The following is a 25,589-nucleotide window of genomic DNA, read 5'->3' on the forward strand; positions in this document are numbered from 1 at the left end:
TTTCTCCTGTACTTGAACCAGCTGCGCTTAATGTTGCTGCACTCACGTTCATCTGTACGTTATATGCCAAAGTGGGAGAAGTTCCTGCTCCTGCTTTGGAAACATTGTAGAATGTTCCTCCTGTTCCAGATGTTGTTGCATTGGTGGAAAATGCATTGAGCATTCCTAATCCTGCGCCCTGAATCATTCGTACCGCTGGGTTGAAGTTTGAACTTTGATTCATATAAGTAGGATTAGCTGTGTGTAGAGAAAATCCTGATAATGCCTGAAGCTGTCCGCCTGCGGCAGCAAAATTATTCCAAGAATTAACTGTACCACCTTCTGCTGTTGTATTTGTTCCGAAATCGGCTTTATTCCAAACCTGTAAATTAGTAACTACTCCACCCGGAGCCTGTACAAAAGCCGCCAAAGTAAAGTATTGTCCGTCTGTCAAAGTAACATCAGCATAATTATAAATAACGCCATTAATAGTCTGTGTATTTGCTGACATATCCGTTACCACATTCCCTGTAGTAAAGGTTGGGTCTGATGAATTTTGTACAAGTTTAAGATTACTTAAACCTTGAATCCACATTACACGGACTGTTCCTACGGTATTGGTATTCTGTACTTTCCATACAGAAGCAAAACGATAATTAACTCCAGGAATGCCACTAATTGAAGTAGAAGGTATTTTTGCCAATCCATTATCTCCTACAACAAGAAACTGCTGATCCGCCAAAGTTCCGGTATTAGCAACATTCGTGTTTGCCATTCCGGTAAGACCAATCAAAATCTGCTGTCCCGGGTTAATGCTCATCGATTGTTTTTGATACAATGCTGAATTATTATCACGGGCAATACCAGTTATGTTACTGTTGTAACCTGTATTTGTTGTAGCGTTCCAATAATTTGTAGTTCCATTAGAGGCAATATAATTACCGGATTTCGTAATTCCATACTTCAGAGCAAGATAGCTTTCTATCTGTGGACGACCTGCTGACTGTGTGGTATTATAAATAACGATTTCAGCAATATCAGTATTTGAAAATCCAGTAGTTCCCTGTGCTCCTACCCAAAAATTTTGAGTTCCAATAGAAGCAGTGAATCCTGTAAATGTAGAAGACATTGAAGTTCCGTTAAGATAAGTCGTTGCCGAATTTGAGTCTCCATTCATAGATTGTAAACGAATTTCGTTTGCGACTGGAGCAGTTGTATTGATGCTTCTATTCGTTATAAGCATTGAACCATTCGAATTTCCACCTACATTCCAGGTTCCTCCAACTCCATCAGAATGGCTGTAAAGCGGGTTGATAGCCGTTCCTAATTTTCTGTAAACAACATATTGTGATGTTTGAAAAGGAGCTGCAGCAGTAGTTGTTACGGTCTGTGGTACGGTGGGTGAGTACAAGCGGTCATTTGTACCATCAAATCTTATTGACGGATTAAAATTAATCTGGCTTGTATTATAAGCCGGTACAGAAGTAGTTCCGCCTTGCTGTACAAGATTGTATGAAGCTGAAGCACTGTTGTTCCATTGGGTAACAGTTCCTGCAGATTGTGTAATACCGGCATCTGCTTTATACCAAAGTTGGGCGGTAATTCCACCGGGATCTTGAGCTTTTGTAAGCATAAGCATATTCAGCATTAAGAATATGCCTATTAAATTATTGATTTTTTTCACCTTAATTTTCTTTAAAATTTTAAACATTAGAATAAGTTTCTTTATTAATAAAGTTCTAAAGGTGGAGGACGGGTCATGTATTGACACAAATGATAGTCATTCAGAAAAAGGAAACGATTATTGATTGTTTCACTGTTAGTGTCTGATGAATATCCCTGTAACGATTTTAGTGTTGTATTTTCAATTAAAAATTTCGAATTGTACTCAATGTTGGAAGCTGTTGCCGAAATTGCTATTCCTTTTTGATAAGATGAAAAGAAGTCGCTGGGAAAAGATTTTATGTTTTCAATTGATTCTGATCTTTGGATCTTTTCAGTTCTTTTTTTTGAAGATTTGGATATTTGTTGATTTTTACTTTTTTTAAGTTTACTGTGTTTATTATTAACCGCAAGCTGCCCAGTTTTATTTAAAGGCTGATTTTTTGTTAAATTCTGACCCTCAAAATCCCTCAACCTTGCTTGATTCACCTGTCCTGAGTCTGCAACATAGAATATTGTGCTTTCATCAATTGTAATTTTAGTGTCTTTAACATAATAGAAAGACTGAGCATTCACCAAAACCACCGAAAATAAAAACAACAGCAATAAAGCCATCTTATATAGAGGGGAAAAGGGCTGTTGCTGTTGTTTGTAGAGCTTCATGATGAGTGTTTTTGTCATCCTAAAGACAAGATCATTGTTTTACCAAGTCTTGACTATGATTTATAATGAGGGAATAAGGTTTCCTGATTTAATCGCGAAAAATGTTATTATGATATAAATATTGGTTTTATAATATTCATATCATAATGAAATACGTGATGTGTAATGGTTTTTAATTGAAAATTTCAATTACGATATTGATTATCGTAAAAATATTTCGTAGTATATTTATGTACAAAGATAACCATTTAAAGAAACCATAATTTATAAGCATCAATCATTTTTCTAATTTGACTTAAGTATTTAAGCTATTGTATTTAAATTAATTAGTATAGTTAAACTTTATATTTATATGTTTTTACAAAATAGTATATCCAGCAATACCGAAGATGACTTAAAAAGACAATGCATCGCTTTAATTGTATATGTATTATGCATTGTTTTATGTATATATTCAATTATCGCTTATTTCATATTAGATAATAGGAACTTTGCGTTGGCTACGTTTATTTATTTAATTTTATTACTCTATACGTTTCTTCTTGTAAGAAAAACATACAACATCAAATTAGTAGTCCATCTCTACTTGATCTTGGATCCGCTTTTTGATGCTTTTATAATGCTTTATTTTTGGAAATATTCCGACGGAATGGCATTGTGGGTATTACCGATTCCTATTGGTGCATATGTGTTTCTAGAAAAGAAATATATTTATATATATACAGCATATATTCTGTTAATGGTAGGTTTTGTGACTTTTCTGAATGAAATTTTAACAATTCATACACCTTTAAGTTTTAATAAACCGGATATTTCAGATGCATTGGTAGGAAGTGCAAATATTATAATTGTTATGCTGCTTTTATATTATAACGATAAAATAAAATCAGCAAAAATTATAATAGAATTTGAGGAATATAAAAATTCTGATGTTGTTGATTTTACAATGCAGGATAACAAAAATTATAATACAGAAGCTCCAAAAGATAATGTTCCTGCTTGTGATAAAGATATTGATAAATACATTGAAATTTTTCGGAACGTGAAAAACGTAGTTGAGGAACAACTTTGTTTTAAGGATGCAGATTTTACCATTTCGCATTTATCTCATATGATAAAAATTAATAATTTATACATTACAAAAGCCATTAAATTGTGTGGATATTCTAGTTTTTGTCATTATATCAATTTTTGTAGAATCCAATATGTTAAGAAATTAATTAACGAGAACGACCTTAGCAAAGTCACTCTTATGTACATTTATACATCTTCCGGTTTTATTAGCCAATCAACTTTTAATAGGGTATTTAAACAAGTAGAAGGAATAACTCCGACAGAATATATTTATAATTTACAAAAAAATATAAGCTAAGTTTTCTCAAATTTTCATTGGTTTTTCTAAAAAATATCAAAACCTAGTTATTGCTGGAACACTATTTTTGTTCTGCACTTTTCTCAATTGTATTAATTCATACAAACGGAAAATAAATCGCCTGATTTACAAATGCTTTTCAAATTTTATTTAAAATGTAATTACTAATAATTATGTTGATAAGGCTGTAATTACAATAATATATAAAAAACTGATTATTAATTATTATTTCTCTTAAATGAGAATAATAGCAGGTAACTGCAGGATAGCTGAACTTTTCTATATGTATACTTTTATAAAAAATATGAGAAATATCATGTCTGTTTTAGATTAAGTTTTTCTTACGTTTTTGAATTCATTAAGGATACAAATAAATTTTAACTAATTAATAATCACGAATCATAGAATGAAGAAGTCTATAGTAACTCTAGGTATTTTACTAAGTACCACAGGTTTTATCTTCGCTCAGGAAAAGCAAACCATTGGTACAGCGAAGGATAGTACAAAATCAAATAAAACCAAAGATATTGAAGAGGTCGTTATTATTGCTTATGGCACGCAAAAAAAAGGAGAAGTTACTGGCTCTGTTGGCAGAGTAAGTGCGGAAAGTTTTAAAAACCGTCCTATTGCAAGAGCGGATCAGGCTTTAACGGGACAGATTGCCGGAGTTAAAACACGTTCCACAACAGGAAAACCAGGAGAACCTTTAGAAATACGAGTGCGTGGTACGGCTTCCATATCGGCAAGTAATTCTCCGCTTTACGTGGTGGATGGAATGGTAGTTGATGATCTGGCGAATGTTTCATCGGACGACATTCAATCGATTGAAGTTTTAAAAGATGCAGCATCTACAGCGATGTATGGATCAAGAGGTTCTAACGGGATTGTTATCGTAACCACTAAAAAAGGAGCATCAGGAAAACCTTCATTCAGTTTTTCTCAATATTATGGAATTCAGACTATTGAAAAAAAGCTCGACATCATGAGCAGCGCAGAGTGGATCGACTATGCTACTGAAGCCATCAATAAAAAATGGGTTGCTTTGGCTCCTGGAAATTCTGCATCGGACAGTTACGCCGTAAGAGCTAACTATTTTGGTTTGGCAAATACCACAGATTATAACTTAGCGAATATCACTTACATGATCGACCCGAGATGGGGAACAAATCAGGTAGCAAATATCGATTGGCAGGATGAATTTTATCGTCCGGCAGCTATTCAAAGTTACCAGTTGTCCGCGAGGGGAGGAAATAAAAATGTGAAATACTTACTTTCGGGAGCGTATTTTGATCAGGAAGGTTTGGCAATTAATACGGGATTCAGAAGGTTTAATTTAAGTGCAGTTGTTGATCTTAACATTTCAGATAAATGGAAAGCAGGGATCTCGTTTCGACCAAGTTATTCCCAAAGTTATGGAGCAACGGTTGACGGAAAGGATAATTTAGCTCATAAAATGCTTTCGATGGTTCCTGTAGCGGAAGTTGGAGCAGGTCTTTACACTAATTTCTGGAAAAATATGCGATACAGATGGGCAGGTTCTACACAAAGCCCAATCGGATTGATGGAAAATACGACTAATAATACTAATGAATTCCGATTATTAACCAGCTTATATGTTTCTTACGATATTTTGCCGGATTTAAATTTCAAAATTTCAGGAGGAGCTACGAATAATTTTAATACTAATACTGGTTACACACCGACATTTGACTTAATCACCAATATTCCGGGACAGGTAAGTATCGGAAGCCGAAAATCAGTAAATTATAACAGATATTTGGGAGAAGGTTTATTAAATTATAAAAAGACTCTTGGAGATCACACGATCACAGCTATTGCAGGTTACAGCGCAGAAAATTACAGAACAACAACCCAATATAATAGAAACAAAGGTTTTCCAAATGATGATTTGCAGACCTTCAACTTTACACAATCTGCTTCTGTATTAAATTCAGAATATACAGCTTCAGAATGGATGCTGACTTCTATTTTTGGTCGTGTAAATTATGATTATAAAAAGAAATATATGTTGTTGGCGAGTATTCGTAGAGACGGTTCTTCCAGATTCGGATGGGATAATCTTTATGGAACATTTGCTGCATTTGGAGCTGGTTGGAAAGTCGATAAGGAAGATTTCCTTAAAAATGCAAAATGGCTAAGCAACTTGAAATTAAGATACAGTTGGGGAGAAAATGGGAATAATTCCATTGGTGATTATAGAGCATTCGGATTGTTGGGGGGAGGAAATTATTCGTTTGGTGGAACTTTATCAAATGGGTTAATTCCAACTACAATCGAGAATCGTAGGCTAACATGGGAAAAAACGCAGTCATCTGATTTTGGTCTTGAATTAGGCTTATTCAACAGGATTGATTTCACGGCAGATTATTATATCAAAAAAACTAAAGATCTTCTTCTGGAGCGACCGATTCCTGCTATTACGGGGTATACAACGCTATGGGGTAATGTGGGCGCTATTCAGAATAAAGGATTAGAATTAGATTTAAGCACCAAAAACTTAGTCGGAGAATTCAAATGGAATACTTCTGCGAATATCGCTTTTAATAATAATAAAGTATTGAAGCTTGGAGCGGATAATGCACCTATTTATACAGGTTTCAGCAATAGTACAAATATCATACAGGTCGGTCAGGAACTGAATGCATTTTATCTTTACGAAGCAATAGGAGTTCTTTCCACAGCAGATATTAATAATGCAAGTGTAGCCAAAACAACAGGCGCAATCGCCGGAGACGTAAAATACAAAGATGTAAACGGAGATGGTAAAATTGACGATAATGACCGTCATATCATAGGAGGACCAACTCCTGATTATTATTGGGGGTTCACAAACACATTTACGTATAAAAATTTCGATCTTTCGATATTCTTTCAAGGACAGAAAGGAGGTTACAGTTATGCTTTGTTAGGTCGTGCAATCGATCGCACAGGAATGGGAACAACAACAAATGTAATGGGAAACTGGGCGAATCGCTGGCGTTCTGATGAAGATCCGGGAGATGGGAAAACTCCGAGATTAGATGGAACAACTGGAAGTTTGTTAGATACAAGATGGCTGTATGATGCCACTTATATTCAGTTGAAAAATGTAACGTTAGGATATACATTTCCTCAGGAACTCTCAAGTAAATTAAAAATTTCTAGTTTGAGACTTTACGTGAGTTTAGAAAATGTTTGGAGAAAAGATCACTATTACGGTGGCTACAACCCGGAATCTGTACAGTCTGACGGGACGGATTACGGAGCATATCCCAATGCAAAAGTATATATGATGGGCTTAAACTTTAATTTCTAAAATTTTGAAAATGAAAACAAAAATAAATTATAATAAAAATATTAAAACCTTCGGAAAAACGTTAATCTTGGGCGCATTATTATCCGTAATGACAGGCTGTGAAAAAGATCTGATGCTGGAACCCGAAAACAATATCACACAAACTTCTTTTTACAAGACAGAGCTTCAAATTCAGCAGGCATTGTCGGGTGTTTATTCTGCAATGGTGAATTCGTCGTCAAGAGGAGGTTTTGATGTTAATTTTTATTTATTGGCATCAGAAGTTCGTTCCAATAACTTTAATGCGATTTCGCAAAACGGGAACAGAGATTATTACGCGATCAATCGTTTTCAGGATACCTCTTCAACCGAAGAAATGGAAATACTTTGGGAAGATGCTTATCAATTGATCTCTTATGCGAATAATATTTTGGCAAGAATCGATGATGTCCCTTTTGCTGATCCTGCAACAAGAGAACAATACCGTTCTGAAACCAAATTTTTAAGAGCATACGCTTATTTCGAATTGATGCGGAATTTTGGGAAAGTTCCTTTGGTAGATCATCCAGTAAGTCCCGAAGAAGCAGCTTCTATAGGAAGAACGGATTTACCGACCCTTTATAATTTTATCACTTCAGAGATTGAAGCATCAATTGATGGCTTAAAAAATTCTTATGACGCAAAAAATAAAGGAAGGGTAACAAAATCTGCAGCGCACGCTTTATTAGGAAGAATTTATCTTACTGGAAATGGATATCCTCTTAATAATGCATCTTATTTACAAAAAGCAAAAGATCATTTGTTTGCGGTGATTCAGGTTGAAGGACAGTATGTTACATTTGCAGCCAATTATGCAGATTTGTTTAAAAGCGCCAATGACAACAAGTACCATATCTTTGAAATTCAGCACATCAGTGGAGGAGTATCACAAGGTTCTTATTTGCCAAGTTATGTTTCTCCGACTTTCGGAGTAGCCGATCCTTTGTATAATGCACAGGGAAGTTTGTATAGTTCAAGTGAATTGGGAGTCTCTCAATCTTTGATTAATGCATATGAAACAGGAGATTTGAGAAAAAATTTAACAATTAAAACTCAATTTATCGCCCAAAACGGACAACCGGATTTTGCTAATTATTTTATTAAATTCCGGGAAGCTAATGTAACTTTGACCAACCGTTATGACTGGCCGATTAACTTTCCGATCATACGATATGAGGATGTACTGTTAATGTATGCCGAAGTTTTAAATAATCAGGGAAATACAAGTGCAGCCGTTCCTTTTGTGAATAGAATTCGCCAAAGAGCAGGACTTACTCCGCTTTCTACTTCTATTTCAAGCACTGATTTTACAACAGCGCTTCGTAAAGAAAGAAGAGTGGAATTCGCAGGAGAAGGCGTTTACTGGCACGATTTGGTGCGTTGGAATACAGCGGTAAGCGTAATTAATCAGGCTGCAGCGGATCTTAACTATAATTTCACCATTACTACAAACGATTATTTATACCAAATTCCTTTACCACAGATTCAGGTAGCGGGATATGAACAGAATCCTTAAGTTAAAAGTTATCAAAATATAAACATTATAAAATGTCAAATGATGAAAAGTCGTTTGGCATTTTTATTTATAGTTAATGACTTAAGGAATTAAAATGATAACTGATTATCGTTAAATTAAACTTAATGTACAATTAATATGATTACCATAGCTTTTGAATAATTTTGTGCGATTGAGCATCAAACTCATAAAAAGGCTTAATATTAATGGATCATTTTAAAAAAGTATATTCCGAGTATAAACACAGGGTTTATTTTTTTGTCAGCAGATATCTTTCGGATGAAGAAGATATTGAAGAAATTGTCCAGGATATTTTTATGCATGTCTGGAAATATTTATCAAAAGCCAATTCATCTTCAGAAATCGAAGCTTTGATATTTAAATCTGCCAAGCAGGAAATTTCCAACTTCTATCGAAAAAGAAAAATGATCTTCGTTCCTCTGGAAAATTCTAACGAAGTAAATGCTGAAGAAAACAACGATATTGAAAATAAAATACAGCAGGAAGATCAATTAAAAAAAATCGAAAACCTTTTAGAACAGGTTCCCGAAAGAAGCCGCGAATTTTTCATCAAAAATAAAATCCAGAATCTCAGTCTTTTTACCATTGCTCAGGAAAATGATATTTCTAAAACAGCCGTTGAAAAACATGTGAACAAGGTTTTAAAGTTTCTGAGAACGAATTTGAATTTTTTTATTTAAAGAAGTTTATTGCCAATAAATCTATTTAATATTTATTTTTTTAATTCAAAATATAAAAATCTTGGATACCATGTAGTATCATTCGGATTTCTTAATTCTAAAGTTTCAATTATTTTCAAATTAAAATTTGAAAATAATTTTAGATAATAACTAATAGGACGGTGATAATGAGAGGTTTCGAATCCATCAAATGTAGTATTACTAGTTTTATAAGTTTTAGTGATCTTCTGTTCTTTTAAATAGTCAAAATTGTCATTGCAATAATTCCAATATATTGGCCAAAACGCAGGATGAGTTATGGTTATAAGAATTATTCCTCCCACTTCCAGCTTATTGTAAAGAGTAGAGAAATTTTCATATACGAATTCAGTATCCATTAAAGACATATTTGCGACTATTAAATCTATTGTATTTATATTAAATTCGAAAATAGATTTGTCAGTAAAATGCAAATTATCATTTATAAAATATTTTTTTGCAAGACATATTGAGTTCTTACTGATGTCTAAACCAATAGTATTTATACCAATCTTGGAAATTTCATAAGTCAATTCACCTGTACCGCAACCAAAGTCTAAAATAGTTTTTGTCTGTTCTTTATATTTGTAAATATTATTACAAATAACTGGGAGTAGCACATTATTATAGCTTGTATCATTACCATTAAGCCTATCAAGCAATCTTTTTTCAGCTATTTTATTCCATTCATCTTCAATATTCATTTAGGGTAAATTTTTTATAATATTAACTAGGTCTTCTGCTAAAAAATACTCAATAGTATCTTTAGTTGTATATTCTGTTATTATATGATTATGCTTATCATCTTTTCTTCCAATGGCGACTTTTGAACTATTAGATCCATAATTAATAAAAGTAAATCTCGACTTTGGAGTGAAATTAAGTGTATCGTAAGTATAGATTTCAGCGCCTTCGTTTTTTAATCTCTGTGTAAAGGATGTTATTTTTGGTAAGCAAATTATTAAGTCGTTAGATCTAGCTTTATTTATCAAGTCGTTTTGGATTTGTTGATTATTAGCCCAACTCATATCTCTTGTAAAGATAACCGTGCGACCAGTTTTTTTTACCCAATCTCTCATATATTTGTTAATCTCGTCTTCGTTTTTATATTTTTTTGGTGAGCTACATAATTCATAAATAATATAACTTATACAAACAATAATAATTATCCCTAAAAACACTTTTTGGAGTAATGTAAAATGTAAATCTTCTATTTTTAAAAATGGAATTATAAATCCGAATATTCCAATAAGTGTCGAAATATTTGCTAGGATAATAAGAGTTTTTTTCATCGTTATTTTTGGTTGTATTTTATACTTTTATTTTTGTATTCTTCAACAGGATAGTGCTGAGAGTGAATTTTTAATTTATTTATAACAGCTTCTTCTAAATCTATATCATATTTATCACATAAATATATTAGAAAAATAAAAATATCAGCTATTTCATTTTTTACTCCTTTTTTATCTTTATTAAAATCATTATTCCACAAAAAGTGCTCTTGAAGTTCTCCAACTTCGATGTTTAAACCAATTAGAAGATTCATATCAGTATGAAATTGCTTCCAATTTCTATCATCTCTAAACTTTAGAATTTGTTGAATTATCTCTTTCATACTTGTTAGACTAAATTATATTGAATATCAAATTTACGAATTACATTAATATAGAATATATTTTGTTAAGTCTATTTTGATTCTTTATGAAATTGTCTTTTATTGTTTTTTTTTAATTTTAACTCAATATCACTCAATATCACTCAATATGAACAAATCATTAAATCAAAAAAATATAGGTTGACAATTTTACACTTTCTGCGTATTCTCTAATAAAGATCAAAAAATATAATATGGATTTCGAAAATCAATGGAAATCAGTCAAAGATGAAAACCGGAAAATGAAGGGTTCGGCAGATCAGCGAATCTGGAACGGGCTTGAAAATAAAATCAGATCAAGAAATACGACAAAACGTTTTCTTTGGGTTGCAGCTGTTCTTTTCCCTTTGTTCACTGTGATTACTTTGTTTTTCACTGAAAATGATACGAAATCTTTAGACGATCGGCAAATGGTTTTTAGAACAGACAAGATTCAAAAAGAATTTACACTATCAGACGGAAGTACAATTACATTGGAACCTGAAAGTGAATTGAGACTTTCGGAAACTTTCGGAAAGGAGACCAGAAATGTTTCTTTTAAGGGAAAGGCATTTTTCAGTGTTGCAAAAAACAAAGCTTTACCATTTATTATTGATGCCAACGGATTTAAAGTAAAAGTTCTAGGAACAAAATTCTTACTAGATCAGAGATCCGAAGATAAAAAAGTATATCTGAAGGAAGGAAAAGTGAAAATTGATTTTAAAGGTCGCACAACATTCCTTTTGCCTAAAGAAACCTGGATCGCCGACAAAAACGGAGCCGAAAAGCACTTCTACGATCAGGATGTTGTAAGAACATTTGATTTTAATGAAATGAAATTCGATCAGGCAATTTCAAAATTAGAGAAAACGTATAATATTTCTATACTATATCCGCGGAATTATAAAGATAATATTATAGATGGAGACATTACAGGAGATCTGGATAAAGTGCTTAAAACAATAGGATTTCCATTTAATCTTAATACAAGAAAAGATTCAGAAAATCATATCATTTTAGAAAAATAATGCACCAGTAATTGGGGTTACCGATGCATTGAATATAAATCAGTCAAATAACAACTAATTTCAGCAAAGCTATGAAAAAAACAACAATTAGCATGATGTTGTTGGGTCTTTTGTGCGCGTCACAGTTTTCCTTCGCAGAGGCTAACAAATGTTTTCAACAGTCCGTCAATCAGCGGAAAACACCATTAATTAAAATCTTTGAAAAACTTTCAAAAGCACATGGAGTAAATTTTTTTTATTCTGTTTCAGACCTTAAAGATGTTCAGGTTGATGAATCTCAGATCAACTATCAATCATTATCGGCATCTCTGGATTATCTGAGAAAAAATGTAGGTCTGGATTTTAATGTAGATGAAAAAACTGTAACTGTCCGTCTAAATCCGAAAGCAATTGCTAAGATTCAGAGAACTAATGCGATTCAGTCTGCAGAGTATTTAAATCAGACAAAAGATACTCTAAGATCGAGAGAAAAAAACATCGATGAGGTAGTTTTGGTGGGATATGGAAAACAGAGTAAGAAAAATAATTCGGGTTCTATTTCTTCCATTGACGAGAAACAGATGAAGGGTGTTGCTTCCAGCAACTTTGGAGATATTATTGCAGGAAAAGCAACCGGAGTTCAGATTACTCAGGCTAATGCAAATCCGGGAGGTTCACCATCCATCAGAGTAAGAGGTATCGGTACTTTAACGGCAGGCTCCAATCCTTTGATTGTTGTAGACGGACTTCCTTTAACCGAAGGTTCTAATCTAAATGCAATCGATCCTAATTCAATTGCAAAAATCGATATTCTGAAGGATGCGGCTTCTGCAGCAATTTACGGTTCCAGAGGAGCAAATGGAGTGATCATCATCGAAACAAAACAAGGGAAAAAAGGCAGAATGAACGTTTCTTTCGATTCCTATTACGGAATGCAGATGAGAAGTGATAATGTAAAGCTGGTTAATGCTTACGATATGGCTACTTTTCTGAAAGAAGCGAGAGACAACAATTATCTTTCTAAAGGCAGCAACAGAAGTATTTTTGATGATAATGCCACAAGAATAAGCAAAGGGGCGTCTTTAAGAGAATTAATTCCTGATTATTTAGCTCCATATTTGGCAAAACAACCGGGTCTGACCGACACAGACTGGCTGAATACGGTGATGAGACCTGCGCCGATCAGTCAAACTTCTTTAAATATTGCAGGAGGAAGTGACAAAAGCAGATATGCTTTTACAACGAGTTATTTTAACCAAAAAGGTTTGGTGATAGGAACAGATTATGAAAAATTTTCTACAAGTGTAAATCTTTCCACAGATCTCACGGATAAATGGAAACTTGGAGTAACAATGACGCCTTCTTACGCAACGGGAACAATCAATGCTGCAGATAATTCCAGAAGCTACAATCCTTTGCAGATGGCGACGGCAATGTATCCTTTCTTTAAAGCCTATAATGACGATGGAAGCTTGGCAATCTCTCAGCAAATCTTAGGAAATACCGCAACGGACGGAGCTTTGGTAGAAAATCCTGTTGCCGTTCAGGAAATGACAAACAGAAAATATACTTTATTTAAAACATTCGGAAATATTTTTACTGAACTTGAATTATTAAAAGGTTTAAAATACAGATTATCGGTAGGAGGAGACTATACAAATTATGAATACAATTTCTTCGATCCTTCTACAGTGGGAGCTTACAGAGCTGCAGCTCCGGACGTAACCTTTGCCAACAGAACAGAATATATCCGCAAAAATTATTTAATTGAAAACTTACTTTCTTATGATAGAAAATGGGGTTCTCATAGAATTGATGCCATTGGAGGACAATCTTTTCAACAGGAAGATAATACGCAGCTTTTAACTGAAGCTACGGCATTTCCCGACAACAGCATCCGAAATATTGCAGGCGGAACTTCATTTAAAAATACATTAACACAGTACAAATGGCGATTGCTGTCTTATTTTACAAGAGTCAATTACACATTTGATAATAAATATAATGTAATGGCTTCTTATCGTAGGGATGGTTCTTCACGTTTTGGAAAAAATTCTAAATGGGGAGATTTCTACGCATTTTCTGCAGGTTGGACGATTAGTAACGAGAATTTCTTTCCTGAAAATGAGATCGTGACAGATTTGAAACTAAGATATAGCTTAGGAAGCAACGGAAACAATCAGATTCCTAATTTTGGGGCACTTTCGCTGATGAATCCGGATAATTATAATTTTGGAGGAACTTTAGCACCGGGTTACACAACAGCAACAGCTCCCAACCCGAATATTTCCTGGGAAAAATCGAGATCAAACAATTTCGGGATTGATTTTTCTTTATTTAAAAATGCCCTGAATATTTCTGCAGATTATTATATTCTTAATAGAGATGGTTTATTGCTTGATGTCCCGGTTCCACAACAATCGGGCTTCAGTACGTCGCTTCAGAATATTGGTAAGATCAAGAACTCAGGTTTTGAATTGCAGATCACTTCAAAGACTTTTACTATTGCTAAAGATTTTACTTATTCGGGAAACTTTAATTTTTCAACTAATAAAAATGAAGTTTTGGCTTTGGCAAACGGGCAAAATCAGATTATTACAGGAGAAAATAATTTTTCTGTAACGAAAGTAGGCGGTTCGATTGGCGAAATGTATGGCTACAATATTGTTGGAATCTATAAAACTCAGCAAGAGATCAACAATTCACCCCATATTACCGGAACAATGGTCGGAGATTATATCATGGAAGACCTCAATGGTGACGGAAAAATTGATGTAAACGATAAAAGAAGTTTCGGAAGTGGAGTACCAAAATATATTCTCGGTTTTAATAATAATTTCAGATACGGACTTTTTGAATTAAGCTTTTCTTTATACAGCGAAATTGGCAAAAAGATCTACAATGCCGATGCAGTAACCACTTTAGAATCTGGCGAAGGTTTCGGGATGGCTTCGCAATACTATTTTGATAATCGCTATAATGCAGTCTCCAATCCCAACGGATTTTTCGGAATGCCGAATATGAATTTTTCCAACAACAGAAAAGAGGCAAGAACGTCTAATTTGTACTTTAAAAATGCAGATTATGTAAGATTGAGATCCCTTCGTCTGGCTTTTAATTTACCTAAATCAATGCTTGAAAATATCGGGATAGAAAACGCACAGGTTTATCTTGTAGGAAACAATCTGTTCACTCTTTCAAAATATAAGGGAATGAATATCGACGCTACTTCAGACAATGTTCTTACACAAGGTTTTGATCAGGCTTATTATCCGGTAGCTAAAATTTATTCTATGGGCTTTAACCTTAAATTTTAAAATCATGAAAAAAATATTCATTACAATATTCAGTCTTTCGATCATATGTTCGTGTTCGTCTGATCTTTTAGATGTAAATCCTGAAGCACAGAAGGTTTCATCACAGTTTTATACTAATTCTTCTGAAATCGAGCAAGGTATCGTTTCTGTTTATGGAGCTCTTCAGTATACAGGGCAGTATCAATTGGCAATGCCGGCTTTGGGAGAACTACCATCAGATAATACTTATGATGAGGTACCTGCGAATGATGCTTTTACGTACGGTGAACTGGATTTTTTCACGATTCAGCCAAATAACAGTCTTATTGCAAGTGCCTGGAAAGATAATTATATAGGGATTCAACAGGCAAATATTATTTTAACAAGGATTGGAAAAATTCCGGATATGACTGATGCATTGAAAAATACAAGAATCGGAGAAATGAAATTTCTAAGAGCATTGATGTATTTTAATTTGGTGAGAATTTTTGGTGATGTTCCGTTGGTTTTAAAAGAAACTACCAATGTCAATGATTATTTCGGTCAGCCAAGAATTCCTGTTGCAGATGTATATTCCGCAATAGAAACCGATTTGAAAAATGCTATTGATCTTTTACCGACGACTACCACGCAAAAGGGAAGAGTGACAAAAGGTGCAGCGTTGGGAATTTTGGGTAAAGTGCTTTTAACACAGAAAAAATTTGCTGAATCATTAATATATTTAAATCAGATTGAATCTTTAGGTTATCAGCTTTTGACCGATGTCAATAAAATTTTTGATGTTACGAATGAAAATAATGCCGAAATTATTTTTGATGTGCAGTTTGCTTCAGGGTTGAATGGAAATTCAGAAGGAAGCACGGCATTTCAGATGTTCAGTCCTTCAGGATCTGTTTCAGGGGCGAAAGGTCACAATCTTCCAACCAAAGAGGTCTATAATCTTTATTCAGCCGGAGATACAAGACGTTCTGCATATATCGGACTTACCTCAAACGGAATTCCTTTCAGTAAAAAATTAGTAAAAACCTCGAATACAATTGCAGATGGAGGAAGCAATTTTGTCGTCCTTAGATTGGCAGACGTTTTTCTGATGAAAGCAGAATGTTTTGCTGAGCAGAATGATATTGCCAACGCAAATCTATATTTAAATAAAATTAAAACCAGAGCCGGAATTTCAACTGTAAATCTTTCGACAAAAGAGCTTTTGCTTGATGAAATTGACCGTGAAAGAAGATTGGAATTCGTAGGAGAAGGTCATCGATGGTTTGATCTTTTAAGAACCGGAAAGGCTATTTCGGTGATGACCAATTATTTCAACAATAATGCGGGATACAGCACGGCACAGATCAAAACGCATAACCTTCTTATGCCGGTTCCACAAGGGCAGATCAATACAGATCCGGCAATCAAACAAAATCCAGGATATTAATTAAAATTTTAAATTATGCTAAACAATAAATTATTACAACTATTTCTTCTTATTTTTTCTTCTCTTTTTGTCGCGCAACAAAAGAAAATTTCACTTTCTGATTTTCCGGATAATAAAGTAATGGTAGTTGCTCATCGTGGTGATTGGAGAGAGGCTCCGGAAAACTCTGTATGGGCAGTAAAAAAAGCCATTGAAAAGGGAATTGATATGGCAGAAATAGATCTTGCCATGACCAAAGACAGTGTTTTGATCCTTATGCATGACAATACGATCGACAGAACGACAACGGGAAAAGGAAAACCATCGGATTTTACATTAGCAGAGATAAAAAAGCTTCATTTACGAGACGGTTTGGGAGTTGAAACTCAAATGCAAGTTCCTACATTACAGGAAATTTTAGACGTCTCAGAAGGTAAAATTCTTTTGAATCTGGATAAAGGTTTTGATTACATCAAACAAGTATATCCTTTGGTGAAAAAACGAAATATGCTCGATCAGATTTTGTTTAAAGGGCATGAATCTTACACTGAATTTAACCAAAAATACGGTGATATAAAAAATGAGATTCATTATATGCCGATCATTAAATTAGGTAATGATGAAGATCTGAAAAAGATCTCAGAATACATTAAAAACTATAAAATCTACGGTTTTGAATTTACCATCGGAAGTACAGAAAAAGATTTGATCAACTTTAAGGAAATTCGCGATAAAAAAATGAAGATTTGGGTAAATTCTCTTTGGCCGCATCACAATGCAGGAAATAATGATGATCTGGTTTTAGAAAATCCTAATGTATACGATTGGTATATCAATAAAGGAGTAAACATCATTCAGACCGATCGACCGAAAGAGCTGATTAATTATTTGAAGAATAAAAAACTTTACTATTAATATTTGAGACTGTCCAAAATGGCAGTCTTTTTTTATCCATGATAATATCAAATTTATCCATTCTTTATGATTATATATTCTGGCAAATTTAATGTTTGAAAATATTTCATTTAGGCAAAATAATAACGGGATGAACAATCTCAATTCCAGTTAAACATTAAAGAAAACCCAACGATTTTACCAGAGAAAAATTTCAACTTTTTAATCCATTAAAACAGCAATTATGAAACAGCAAAACTTTTCTTCGTTAATTGAAAACCTGAAGGAAAATCTCAAAAAAGAACTTCCAGGAGAAAAAGCGCACCAAGTGATGGAAGCCTTTTCTGCAAAATATCTGACATTAAATCCGACAGGCAAAACAAGGAAAAGCGCAGTATTGGTAATTTTATATCCAATTAATAATGATATTTATTTTCCTCTGATCTTAAGAAATTCCTATGAAGGTTTTCATTCAGGCGAAGTTGGTTTTCCGGGAGGGAGATTTGAAAAAACAGATGAAAGCCTTATTCAAACCGCGCTTCGGGAAGCGTATGAAGAAATCGGAATAAATCCTGATGAGGTTAAAATTTTGGGAACATTAACGGAGATTTTTATCGGTCCAAGTGATTTCAATGTTTTACCAGTGGTTGGATTTTTTCCGTATCGCCCGAATTTTAAACCGGATTTTCGTGAAGTTCAACAGATTTTTGAATTAAAACTAGACTATTTTTCAGGCCCAAATATTATCGGTTGCAGTGAAATCAGTATTCCCGGAGATTTGGTAACAACACCTTATTATGAAGTTAATGATCACCAAGTTTGGGGTGCTACTGCTAAAATCATTACTGAACTATTAGCGATTTTAAAATATTAAGGAGTTATTGCTTCGAAAGATATTCTGCAAATTGCTCATTCAAAATCTCACATTCATGTTGTAAAATTCCGGATTCAATTTCAGGTTTATTTCCCCATTTGGGAACGGTTTCTGTCTCAAGGATTTTAAACTCAGAAGATTGTCCGCCAACAAAAGGAACTGAAACTCCAAAAACCAATTTTGCAATTTTATGATGTCTGATAAGATACGAACACATAATACAAGGTTCGTGCGTGGAAAACATTACAGATTTTTCCAAAACATCTCGATAGCCATTTGCTAACGCATCTTTTACTACCAAAATTTCTGCGTGCTGTGTAATATCTCCACTGGATTTTCCGGATTCGACTCCTCTGCCGATAATTTTATCCTCAAAAACCAGAATAGAGCCAACTGGCGGATTTCCTTTTTCCAATGCCTGTTTTGCAAGTTCGATGCATTCAAGCATATATTGACTGTAATTGTCCATGTTTATTTTTAATTAGATTCTGCACCTCTATTGAAACCGATGGTATTCCTGTAAATCTGAGGAGAAATATCCGTTTTATTTTTAAAAAGTCTGCTGAAATAATATTCATCTTCATAACCCAATTCGTAGGCAATTTCTTTAATCGTTTTGTCGGTAAGATACAGTTCTCTTTTGGCTTCAATAATGATTCGTTCCGTAATCAAATCAGAAAGCGTTTTATTAAAATGATTCTTAGTAATTCTGGCGAGCGAGGCAGGAGTCTGATTCAATAAATCCGCATAATCACTCGCAGAATGTTTGGTTCGGAAATTATCCTCAATCGCATTTTTCAGATTCTGAATGACAAATTGTTGCTTTATATTGACCGTTTCAGAATTTTGAATGGTTTGTTGTTCCAGTTTAATTCTAGTCGCAGTAACCAACAAAATTTTTAAATAAGAAATTAAAACCTCATCCTTTCTGAAAGCATCGTTTTTAAGTTCATTGGCAATTCCGTTAATCAAATTCAAAATCGAACTTTTACTGAATTCATTTAAATCAATGAATGGTTGCTGATAGACATTATTGAACAAAATTCCATTCGCTGCAATTTCCTTATGATGCCTGTAAATACAGAAGAAATCGTGATGAAACTGTATCGAAATTCCCATGATCGGTTTCGCAGACTGCAACATAAAAGGCTGATAAGGATAAAATGCAAACAACGTATTTTCTTGGAAAGAATAATCGCAAAGGTCAACCGTCGCAACACCTTCTCCCGATGTAATGAGGATTAATGTGAAATAATTATTCCTCTGAATATGGTCAAAATAGCTGTTGTTATCAAACTCAAAAAGCTTGAAAGCCAGATTCCCGTTTTGCTCATTCACGAGCGTATAGACAGATTGTGATAACATTGTACCTGCAATTTAATTATTATTTTTAAACCAAAACTGCCCTCCGAAAATTTCAAAAGGCAGTTTCAAAAATAAGATTAGAAAATCAAAATATCGTAACCTTCATTTCTCAAATTGAGGAAACTCGGCAAGCCAGGCGTTCCCGGAACCTCATTTTCGTTCAATAATTCATACCCGGAAACTTCAGTCCCGAATACCGCCACACAACCTTTCGAAAGGCCGTGAACATAATCCTTCACCTCATTATAAAGCCCGTGAACAGGATGGTCTTCTTTTTCCAATTGTTCCGGCCATCTGATTCCTGTTCCCTGAAAAATAATTTTCACATCTTCACTTGCGTGCTTGAACTCATAAGCCGAAGCCAAAGCGTTAAAAACTCTTCCCAAAGCTTCTTCCGAACCAGATTTTGGATCAGAAAGAATAATAATTGCTGTTTTTTTCATTGTATAAAAATTTAATTTACACTGCAAAGATGTGGGAATAAAGCCCGCCAAAGAATGGATGATTTTCACTTTGTAATGGAGTTTTTTTTAGTCGGTTTTGATGAGCCATATCCCAATAGAAAAAGCGAACTCTTATTAAAAAATTCGCTTTAATTTAATCATTAAAAAGAAAATTCAAATTCTTTATGAACCCGGTTTTACAAAAGTCTGCCAACCTCTCATTGTTTCGATAAAACGCTCACTCAGTCCGCCTTCACGAAGAAAATCAGCCGTTACAGGCAATTGCGGACTATCATACAAAGGATTAGCTTTTACCTGAAGCGGAAAATCCCGTTTAAGAATTCCTGCTCTTGCAATCAGAACAAAATCACAACCTTCATCTAATAATTCTCCTGCACGTTGTGCACTCATTATTTTTCCAGCAGCACCAAGACGAACATCTTTTCGGGGAAGTTCGGCAAAAACACTCAACATCGTTTTCCCCTGAAAACTTCCTTCACGCACAAGCTGCGCCGAATCCCAAAGTGCCAAATCCAGATAATCAATCAATTGTTTATCAAAAATTTCAGCAATGATTTCACGTAACTCTTCCAAACGAAGTCCATACCGCTCAATAGACAAACGCCACCCAATCTGAAAATCATTTCCACAAGCTTTCCGAATTCCTTCAATCACTTCAATTGTAAAACGGGCTCTTTTTTCTACACTTCCTCCATATTTATCTGTCCTGTCATTTAAATTTGGTGAAAGAAATTCAGACAAAATCCAGCCAAAAGCACCGTGGACAGAAACTCCATCAAAACCCGCCAATTGCGCTCTTTTTGCAGCTTCAATAAAACTATCCCGGATTCTTTCTACTTCTTCGGTAGAGATTGCTTTAATATTTTTTAGAGTTTTGCTGGATGCAGGAGCAGGAATTCCTCCTAATGATGGAACAGCTCGATGTCCGGCGTGATGTAATTGTACTGCGGATAACGTACCTCCATCACGAATTGCTGTTGCCATTTGAGTCAATCCTGGTAAATGTTTATCACTGTGGATTCCCAATTGTCGCTCAAATGCAATCGCTCCGGCTTCTACTGTTGAAGCACTTGTTTGAATCAATCCGTAACCACCTTGTGCCAATTGTTCCATCCAGAATTGGTCATATTTGGAAGCAGTACCATCAAAATCACTTTGCTGACTTGTTAACGGTGCCATCATAAAACGGTTTCTCATCGGCGAACCGTGAAGGAATGTAAGAGGTTTAAATAAATCAGAAACAGACATTTTTATAATTTTTGGTTTTATGTATCAATTTTATCTGTTGCAAAGTTGGTGTTTTAGCTAATCGCTAAAAATGGATGATTCTCATGTTATGATGGATGTTTTTTGAAATAAAAGATCATTTAAATAAAAAAAATAATATTTACAAGCCAGTACGTTTTATCTTTGGGTGTCAAAATAAAAGTAATCTGAAATAAAATATGATCAACGATTATAAAAAATACGACTTATTTGGTAAAACGTTGATACAGAAAATTGTATTAAAATCACCATTTAAATTTGATTTTCCTGTTACTGAACAGGCTTGTTTTTTATATGTTTTTGAAGGTGATTTTCAATATCAAGGCATGGAAAAAGAAATAAACATTCCGACCAATTATTCGTTGTTTCTCAATTGTATTCATTCGGGAAATCAAATACATAATTCGGCTCCGAAAAATTGTGAAATCGTGATTGTCACATTCTATCCGGATATATTAAAGAAAATTTATGACAGAGAACTTCCTGTGTTGTTACAATCGCCTAAAAATATCATTTCAAACAAATCAAGTGAAATTATTAATAATGATTTTTTAATCGAAAAATATATTGAAGGGTTGTTGTTTTATTTTAAAAATCCGTCTTTAGTAAATGAAGATATTTTGATCTTAAAATTAAAGGAAATTATTCTTTTACTTTCCCAGACTCATAATTCAGAATCGATACAGCTTATATTGTCACAACTTTTTTCTCCGGCTGCTTATACTTTTAAACAAATAATTGAAGCCCATTTATTTTCATCGATTACGACCGAAGAACTGGCTTCACAGAGTAATTTGAGTCTTTCGTCATTTAAACGTGAATTTGCAAAGCTGTACAATGATACACCAGCAAATTACATCAAAAATAAAAAACTTGAAAAAGCGGCAGAACTCCTTTTGGTTTCTGATGAACGAATTACCGAGATTGCATTTGATTGTGGATTTAACGATTTAGCTAATTTCACCAAAAGCTTCACCAATAAATACCATACTTCACCAACGAATTATAGACTTAATAATAAAAAGTAACGAGTTCATAATTTTCCTTCTTTAAGCAGGATCTATTTATGGTTCATATGAAAAGATTTTTTTGAACCAAATTGCCATAAAATTGAACCTTTTGATAAAATCATTCTATTTCTTCTTTTGGAAATTTGCATAGTCGGTTTGAGACGAAATAAATGATTATTAAATTTAAAATATTATCAAAATGGGTTTATCAGGTTTAGGAATTTTTCACACAATTATTGGTGTTGGTGCAATTATAGCAGCGTTGGCTGCATTTATAAAATACGGTAAAATAAATTTAGGAACATTATCAGGGAAAATATATTTTTATGGTACAATAGTAACTTCTCTTACTGCTTTAGGCTTATCAAAACACGGAGGCTTCAATCCGGGACATGTGTTTGCCATTTTTATTTTTCTTCTTGTTGTTGGCGCTTATTTTTTATATTCAAGAAAAAAAGAGAGCAATAGAGCTCGTTTTTTTGAAAATTTTTTCCTGTCATTCAGTTTCTTTTTATCACTTGTACCTACGGTAAATGAAACTTTTACCCGTGTTCCAATCGGGCATCCTTTGGCAACGGGCATCGCAGATCCTATAATCGGAAAAACACTTTTGGCTCTTTTTATACTCTTTGTTGCGGGTTCCGTTTATCAGTTTATAAAACAAAAGAAAATTAATAAATCGGTGGAATTTTAAAAATATAGAAATTTTGAAGATTTGTATTTTAATAAAGAAAGCGGAATCAACTACAAAATGATTCCGCTTTTATATAATTCTGAATAATGGATTGTAAGATCTTCAATACTAAATCCCCGATTCAATCCACTTGGATTGGGCAATACCCAAACGGTAGAATTTTGAATTTTCTCCGCTTGTTTTCCCCACGTTATCTGTTTTTTTCCTGAGAATACAGCATAAGCCGGCTTTCCTAAAAAGGCAATACATTTGGGATGATAAAGTTCCATTTTCTCCTGAAATATTTCGAATGAATGTTGAATTTCTTCTTTCGTAAGCTCATTCGCTCGTACAGTAGGTCTTGCAACTGCGGTCGTAAGTCCGTAGCCGAATTTTAAAATGTCAGTATCATTTATTGCTTCAATTTGATACGGTGTAAAACCTGCCAAATGGAGAACTTTCCAAAAGCGATTACTTTTTCCTGAGAAATGATGACCATTCCAAGCCGATTTTAAACCGGGATTAATTCCGCAGAAGATAATACTAAGATCCTCTTTGATAATATCTGTTAACATAAAAACAATAATATTTGATCATTAAATGAAGTCAATTCTTAACTTTATTTGAATTTTACTTTTAATATATATTTTACCGCAAATTTCTATTAATTAATCATAAAATAAAATATCAAAAAACGTGTATTGTATGTCAATTTTTACATTGAAAAGTTTATTAAATATAGATGTTAATTTACAAACGTTATTAAGAATGTTTTTCAGATTTAAATCACAATTGTAGATTTGTAATATTTAAAACGAATCAAATTGAAAATTCTATTATCATATTATCTCAATCAGGATGTTATATTTTTGGCTAAAGATCTTTTAGGAAAAGTTCTTTTCACGAATATTGATGATGAAATTACATCTGGAATTATTGTAGAAACGGAGGCGTATTTTGGGGTTCAGGACAAAGCTTCCCATGCTTATGGAGGTCGGCGAACAAACAGAACAGAAACTCTTTACAACAGCGGAGGAGTTTCTTATGTCTACCTTTGTTACGGGATTCACCATCTTTTCAATATTGTAACTTCTGTTGAAAATGAACCTCACGGAATTTTAATCAGAGCTATTGAACCATTGTCAGGAAAAGAAACAATGGAACTCCGAAGAAATATGCCTGCAACAAAAGCCGCTATTTCATCGGGACCGGGTTCTGTTTCAAAAGCTTTGGGAATTAATGGTGATTTCAACAAAAAAGATTTGTCAGGAGAAGAAATATGGATCGAAGATCACAATATTCGATATAAAGCTGATGAGATTGTAGAAGTGCCTAGAGTAGGAGTGGCTTATGCTCAGGAAGATGCACTTTTGCCGTGGCGTTTTTTGGTGAAAGGAAACAAATATGTAAGTAAGCCTAACAAGTTTTAGATATAATAAATTCAATTCCTGAAAGTTGTCGTCATTATTTAAATAACAAAAACCGCTGTGGAGAACGGTTTTTGTCGTTATATTATAAAAATTTGATAGCTACTATTTAGTGAATTTTTCTATTGACTCTTTCGTAAAAGGTGTGAAAAAATTGACCAAATTACCATCAGGATCCCGGAACAGTAATGATTTATTTCCCCAAGGCATTGTCGTTGGTTCTTGTACAACTGAAGATGATAAATAGTTTTTCAAACGGTCAAATTCCTTATCTACATCATCAACTAAAAATTCTATAATTACGCTACGATTTTGAGCAGGTTGTGCGGTACTTTCGCCCCCGAAAAATTGCAGTGTATTTGTACTTCCAATGGCAATGGTTGCTGTTTGTGTTTTTAATTCAGCGAAATCGGGAGTGTATTGTATTGCCTGGATTTCTGTTATTTCTTCATAAAACTTTACTAAACCTTCTACATTAGCCGTAATAATGCGTGTTGATACTAAATTCATTTTTTAAAATTTTAATTTATATTGCAAAAATAATCCGAGTTGATGACAAAAGTCTGTCAGTAGGTTTTGACTTTTTATGTTTATTTAAATAAAAGTATTACACTAGTCGGAAATTTATAAGGCTTAACATAATAAAATAAGCCATTTATACCCTAAATCAGGACGGAATTGACTCTTTATTGTCATGATTTGTATTTTTTCAAACGAACTTTATAAATTATTCATTAATTCTCATAAATTTTTTCTCCACAATTAGGCTGGAATTACCATAAAACCTATATTTGCACCCTAAATTTTAAAAATAATGAAAGAACTAATTGAAAAAATCAACGCGGAATTTGAAGCTTTTACAACTGAAGCAAACCAACAAGTAGAAAAAGGAAACAAAGCAGCTGGGACTAGAGCTCGTAAATCAGCTTTGGAACTAAGCAAATTGTTCAAAGATTTCAGAAAAGTTTCTGTTGAAGAATCAAAAAAATAGTTGTTCCCAAAACCGGCTTTTTAAGTCGGTTTTTTA

At 33.7% G+C, this 25,589-nt stretch carries 24 protein-coding genes; 13 read left to right on the top strand and 11 right to left on the bottom strand.

Features of this window, described 5'->3' with window-relative positions:
* Together ABD940_RS22190 and ABD940_RS22195 are read right to left on the bottom strand one after the other, a co-directional pair.
* On the bottom strand, positions 1-1,690 hold a 1,690-nt coding region (locus ABD940_RS22190; RefSeq protein WP_345208642.1), incomplete at its 3' end, for a DUF8202 domain-containing protein.
* Between the two features lie 17 nt (positions 1,691-1,707).
* A complete protein-coding gene (locus ABD940_RS22195; RefSeq protein WP_345208644.1) occupies positions 1,708-2,304 on the bottom strand; it encodes a hypothetical protein in 597 nt (198 codons plus the stop codon).
* 352 nt (positions 2,305-2,656) lie between these two features.
* Between ABD940_RS22195 and ABD940_RS22200 the strand changes: the two genes are divergently transcribed.
* From ABD940_RS22200 to ABD940_RS22215, 4 genes are all read left to right on the top strand, one after another.
* Positions 2,657-3,676: a helix-turn-helix domain-containing protein gene (locus ABD940_RS22200; protein ID WP_345208646.1), complete on the top strand. Its 1,020-nt coding sequence runs from the start codon at positions 2,657-2,659 to the stop codon at positions 3,674-3,676.
* Positions 3,677-4,082: 406 nt separating this feature from the next.
* Positions 4,083-6,992, top strand: coding sequence for a SusC/RagA family TonB-linked outer membrane protein (locus tag ABD940_RS22205; protein ID WP_345208648.1), 2,910 nt, complete (start codon positions 4,083-4,085; stop codon positions 6,990-6,992).
* Between the two features lie 10 nt (positions 6,993-7,002).
* Entirely contained in the window at positions 7,003-8,526 is a 1,524-nt protein-coding gene (locus ABD940_RS22210) for a RagB/SusD family nutrient uptake outer membrane protein (protein WP_345208650.1), read from the top strand.
* 206 nt (positions 8,527-8,732) lie between these two features.
* Positions 8,733-9,227: an RNA polymerase sigma factor gene (locus ABD940_RS22215; protein ID WP_345208652.1), complete on the top strand. Its 495-nt coding sequence runs from the start codon at positions 8,733-8,735 to the stop codon at positions 9,225-9,227.
* A gap of 32 nt (positions 9,228-9,259) precedes the next feature.
* Here ABD940_RS22215 and ABD940_RS22220 read toward each other — a convergent pair whose 3' ends face one another.
* The 3 genes from ABD940_RS22220 to ABD940_RS22230 are packed head-to-tail and all read right to left on the bottom strand — an operon-like array spanning position 9,260 to position 10,860.
* Positions 9,260-9,949: a class I SAM-dependent methyltransferase gene (locus tag ABD940_RS22220; protein ID WP_345208654.1), complete on the bottom strand. Its 690-nt coding sequence runs from the start codon at positions 9,947-9,949 to the stop codon at positions 9,260-9,262.
* The gene (locus tag ABD940_RS22225; RefSeq protein WP_345208656.1) at positions 9,950-10,537 is read right to left on the bottom strand and encodes a hypothetical protein; all 588 of its coding nucleotides are present in this window, start codon (positions 10,535-10,537) and stop codon (positions 9,950-9,952) included.
* 2 nt (positions 10,538-10,539) lie between these two features.
* Positions 10,540-10,860, bottom strand: coding sequence for a nucleotide pyrophosphohydrolase (locus ABD940_RS22230; RefSeq protein WP_345208658.1), 321 nt, complete (start codon positions 10,858-10,860; stop codon positions 10,540-10,542).
* A gap of 233 nt (positions 10,861-11,093) precedes the next feature.
* On the opposite strand from ABD940_RS22230, the gene ABD940_RS22235 reads away from it, so the two are divergent.
* From ABD940_RS22235 to ABD940_RS22255, 5 genes are all read left to right on the top strand, one after another.
* Positions 11,094-11,906: a FecR family protein gene (locus tag ABD940_RS22235; protein ID WP_345208659.1), complete on the top strand. Its 813-nt coding sequence runs from the start codon at positions 11,094-11,096 to the stop codon at positions 11,904-11,906.
* 71 nt (positions 11,907-11,977) lie between these two features.
* On the top strand, positions 11,978-15,202 hold the full coding sequence (locus ABD940_RS22240) for a SusC/RagA family TonB-linked outer membrane protein (protein WP_345208660.1): 3,225 nt from the start codon (positions 11,978-11,980) through the stop codon (positions 15,200-15,202).
* 4 nt (positions 15,203-15,206) lie between these two features.
* On the top strand, positions 15,207-16,610 hold the full coding sequence (locus ABD940_RS22245) for a RagB/SusD family nutrient uptake outer membrane protein (protein WP_345208663.1): 1,404 nt from the start codon (positions 15,207-15,209) through the stop codon (positions 16,608-16,610).
* Between the two features lie 15 nt (positions 16,611-16,625).
* On the top strand, positions 16,626-17,504 hold the full coding sequence (locus ABD940_RS22250; protein ID WP_345208665.1) for a glycerophosphodiester phosphodiesterase family protein: 879 nt from the start codon (positions 16,626-16,628) through the stop codon (positions 17,502-17,504).
* 223 nt (positions 17,505-17,727) lie between these two features.
* Entirely contained in the window at positions 17,728-18,357 is a 630-nt protein-coding gene (locus tag ABD940_RS22255) for an NUDIX hydrolase (protein WP_345208667.1), read from the top strand.
* Positions 18,358-18,361: 4 nt separating this feature from the next.
* Here the strand turns inward: ABD940_RS22255 and ABD940_RS22260 are convergent, their stop codons facing one another.
* The 4 genes from ABD940_RS22260 to ABD940_RS22275 all read right to left on the bottom strand — a co-directional run bounded on the left by ABD940_RS22260 (position 18,362) and on the right by ABD940_RS22275 (position 21,434).
* Positions 18,362-18,826, bottom strand: coding sequence for a nucleoside deaminase (locus ABD940_RS22260; protein WP_345208669.1), 465 nt, complete (start codon positions 18,824-18,826; stop codon positions 18,362-18,364).
* Positions 18,827-18,834: 8 nt separating this feature from the next.
* Positions 18,835-19,722 carry a helix-turn-helix domain-containing protein gene (locus tag ABD940_RS22265; RefSeq protein WP_345208671.1) on the bottom strand — a complete coding sequence of 296 codons (888 nt, stop codon included), beginning with the start codon at positions 19,720-19,722 and terminating at the stop codon, positions 18,835-18,837.
* Positions 19,723-19,799: 77 nt separating this feature from the next.
* A complete protein-coding gene (locus ABD940_RS22270) occupies positions 19,800-20,165 on the bottom strand; it encodes a hypothetical protein (RefSeq protein WP_345208673.1) in 366 nt (121 codons plus the stop codon).
* A gap of 183 nt (positions 20,166-20,348) precedes the next feature.
* Positions 20,349-21,434, bottom strand: a complete 1,086-nt coding sequence (locus ABD940_RS22275) for an NADH:flavin oxidoreductase (protein WP_345208675.1) — start codon at positions 21,432-21,434, stop codon at positions 20,349-20,351.
* A 197-nt stretch (positions 21,435-21,631) separates the two neighbouring features.
* On the opposite strand from ABD940_RS22275, the gene ABD940_RS22280 reads away from it, so the two are divergent.
* Positions 21,632-22,480 (top strand): helix-turn-helix domain-containing protein, encoded by an 849-nt coding sequence (locus tag ABD940_RS22280; RefSeq protein WP_345208677.1) that lies wholly within the window; start codon positions 21,632-21,634, stop codon positions 22,478-22,480.
* Between the two features lie 181 nt (positions 22,481-22,661).
* On the top strand, positions 22,662-23,156 hold the full coding sequence (locus tag ABD940_RS22285; RefSeq protein WP_345208679.1) for a hypothetical protein: 495 nt from the start codon (positions 22,662-22,664) through the stop codon (positions 23,154-23,156).
* Positions 23,157-23,206: 50 nt separating this feature from the next.
* Here ABD940_RS22285 and mug read toward each other — a convergent pair whose 3' ends face one another.
* Entirely contained in the window at positions 23,207-23,710 is a 504-nt protein-coding gene (mug, locus tag ABD940_RS22290; protein WP_345208681.1) for a G/U mismatch-specific DNA glycosylase, read from the bottom strand.
* Between the two features lie 249 nt (positions 23,711-23,959).
* Between mug and ABD940_RS22295 the strand changes: the two genes are divergently transcribed.
* On the top strand, positions 23,960-24,565 hold the full coding sequence (locus tag ABD940_RS22295) for a DNA-3-methyladenine glycosylase (protein WP_345208683.1): 606 nt from the start codon (positions 23,960-23,962) through the stop codon (positions 24,563-24,565).
* 102 nt (positions 24,566-24,667) lie between these two features.
* On the opposite strand, the gene ABD940_RS22300 is transcribed toward ABD940_RS22295, so the two are convergent.
* Positions 24,668-25,072 carry a VOC family protein gene (locus tag ABD940_RS22300; protein ID WP_345208685.1) on the bottom strand — a complete coding sequence of 135 codons (405 nt, stop codon included), beginning with the start codon at positions 25,070-25,072 and terminating at the stop codon, positions 24,668-24,670.
* A 304-nt stretch (positions 25,073-25,376) separates the two neighbouring features.
* On the opposite strand from ABD940_RS22300, the gene ABD940_RS22305 reads away from it, so the two are divergent.
* The gene (locus tag ABD940_RS22305) at positions 25,377-25,553 is read left to right on the top strand and encodes a histone H1 (RefSeq protein ID WP_055981058.1); all 177 of its coding nucleotides are present in this window, start codon (positions 25,377-25,379) and stop codon (positions 25,551-25,553) included.
* Positions 25,554-25,589: the final 36 nt, after the last annotated feature.

This window comes from Chryseobacterium ginsengisoli (assembly GCF_039542325.1).
Classification (GTDB): domain Bacteria; phylum Bacteroidota; class Bacteroidia; order Flavobacteriales; family Weeksellaceae; genus Chryseobacterium; species Chryseobacterium ginsengisoli.

Bases quoted from the DNA above. Each gene is read 5' to 3' on its own strand.
- ABD940_RS22205 (WP_345208648.1), top strand. From the start codon at position 4,083: ATGAAGAAGTCTATAGTAACTCTAGGTATTTTACTAAGTACCACAGGT.
- ABD940_RS22195 (WP_345208644.1), bottom strand. From the start codon at position 2,304: ATGAAGCTCTACAAACAACAGCAACAGCCCTTTTCCCCTCTATATAAG.
- ABD940_RS22265 (WP_345208671.1), bottom strand. From the start codon at position 19,722: ATGTTATCACAATCTGTCTATACGCTCGTGAATGAGCAAAACGGGAAT.
- ABD940_RS22260 (WP_345208669.1), bottom strand. From the start codon at position 18,826: ATGGACAATTACAGTCAATATATGCTTGAATGCATCGAACTTGCAAAA.
- ABD940_RS22255 (WP_345208667.1), top strand. From the start codon at position 17,728: ATGAAACAGCAAAACTTTTCTTCGTTAATTGAAAACCTGAAGGAAAAT.
- ABD940_RS22305 (WP_055981058.1), top strand. From the start codon at position 25,377: ATGAAAGAACTAATTGAAAAAATCAACGCGGAATTTGAAGCTTTTACA.
- ABD940_RS22300 (WP_345208685.1), bottom strand. From the start codon at position 25,072: ATGAATTTAGTATCAACACGCATTATTACGGCTAATGTAGAAGGTTTA.
- ABD940_RS22240 (WP_345208660.1), top strand. From the start codon at position 11,978: ATGAAAAAAACAACAATTAGCATGATGTTGTTGGGTCTTTTGTGCGCG.
- ABD940_RS22285 (WP_345208679.1), top strand. From the start codon at position 22,662: ATGGGTTTATCAGGTTTAGGAATTTTTCACACAATTATTGGTGTTGGT.
- ABD940_RS22230 (WP_345208658.1), bottom strand. From the start codon at position 10,860: ATGAAAGAGATAATTCAACAAATTCTAAAGTTTAGAGATGATAGAAAT.
- ABD940_RS22215 (WP_345208652.1), top strand. From the start codon at position 8,733: ATGGATCATTTTAAAAAAGTATATTCCGAGTATAAACACAGGGTTTAT.
- ABD940_RS22280 (WP_345208677.1), top strand. From the start codon at position 21,632: ATGATCAACGATTATAAAAAATACGACTTATTTGGTAAAACGTTGATA.
- ABD940_RS22275 (WP_345208675.1), bottom strand. From the start codon at position 21,434: ATGTCTGTTTCTGATTTATTTAAACCTCTTACATTCCTTCACGGTTCG.
- ABD940_RS22245 (WP_345208663.1), top strand. From the start codon at position 15,207: ATGAAAAAAATATTCATTACAATATTCAGTCTTTCGATCATATGTTCG.
- ABD940_RS22210 (WP_345208650.1), top strand. From the start codon at position 7,003: ATGAAAACAAAAATAAATTATAATAAAAATATTAAAACCTTCGGAAAA.
- ABD940_RS22270 (WP_345208673.1), bottom strand. From the start codon at position 20,165: ATGAAAAAAACAGCAATTATTATTCTTTCTGATCCAAAATCTGGTTCG.
- mug (WP_345208681.1), bottom strand. From the start codon at position 23,710: ATGTTAACAGATATTATCAAAGAGGATCTTAGTATTATCTTCTGCGGA.
- ABD940_RS22250 (WP_345208665.1), top strand. From the start codon at position 16,626: ATGCTAAACAATAAATTATTACAACTATTTCTTCTTATTTTTTCTTCT.
- ABD940_RS22235 (WP_345208659.1), top strand. From the start codon at position 11,094: ATGGATTTCGAAAATCAATGGAAATCAGTCAAAGATGAAAACCGGAAA.
- ABD940_RS22200 (WP_345208646.1), top strand. From the start codon at position 2,657: ATGTTTTTACAAAATAGTATATCCAGCAATACCGAAGATGACTTAAAA.
- ABD940_RS22220 (WP_345208654.1), bottom strand. From the start codon at position 9,949: ATGAATATTGAAGATGAATGGAATAAAATAGCTGAAAAAAGATTGCTT.
- ABD940_RS22225 (WP_345208656.1), bottom strand. From the start codon at position 10,537: ATGAAAAAAACTCTTATTATCCTAGCAAATATTTCGACACTTATTGGA.